This window comes from Pseudoalteromonas sp. S3178 (genome assembly GCF_005886985.1).
Classification (GTDB): domain Bacteria; phylum Pseudomonadota; class Gammaproteobacteria; order Enterobacterales; family Alteromonadaceae; genus Pseudoalteromonas; species Pseudoalteromonas carrageenovora.
The window spans coordinates 1-328 of the sequence record NZ_PNCW01000375.1 but is presented as its reverse complement, the minus strand read 5'-3'; the positions used below and the strand labels follow the sequence as shown (position 1 = coordinate 328).

Here is a 328-nt window from a genome sequence, read left to right as displayed (position 1 = left end):
TCGTGGTTGTTGAACTTGTAAGTTAAGATCATCGACTACCGCCAGTTTAAAAGCTGGAAAGCCTTTATACCCGAGTTTTTGTGCAAACTTTACAACACTAGATTGGCTAACACCGGCTGCTCTTGCAAGTTCCACAGATGAGAGCGCTCTAATTTTAGCACTTGAATTTAATGTAAAATCAGCGAGCTTAGCCTCGCTGTTCGACAGACTAGGCCGTAAAGCCTTTATTTTTACGAATGTAGACATGTTTGATACTTCACCTGTAACTAACTTGTAATTGTACTTATTATAGGTGCAATTGGAACGTTGCGATAGTGTTTACAGTTAG

The 328-nt window shown here is 39.6% G+C and carries 1 pseudogene; it reads right to left on the bottom strand.

Annotated elements, in window-relative coordinates:
- Positions 1–246, bottom strand: a pseudogene (locus tag CWC11_RS21365) (RpiR family transcriptional regulator); the annotation flags it as partial.
- Between the last annotated feature and the right edge of the window lie 82 nt (positions 247–328).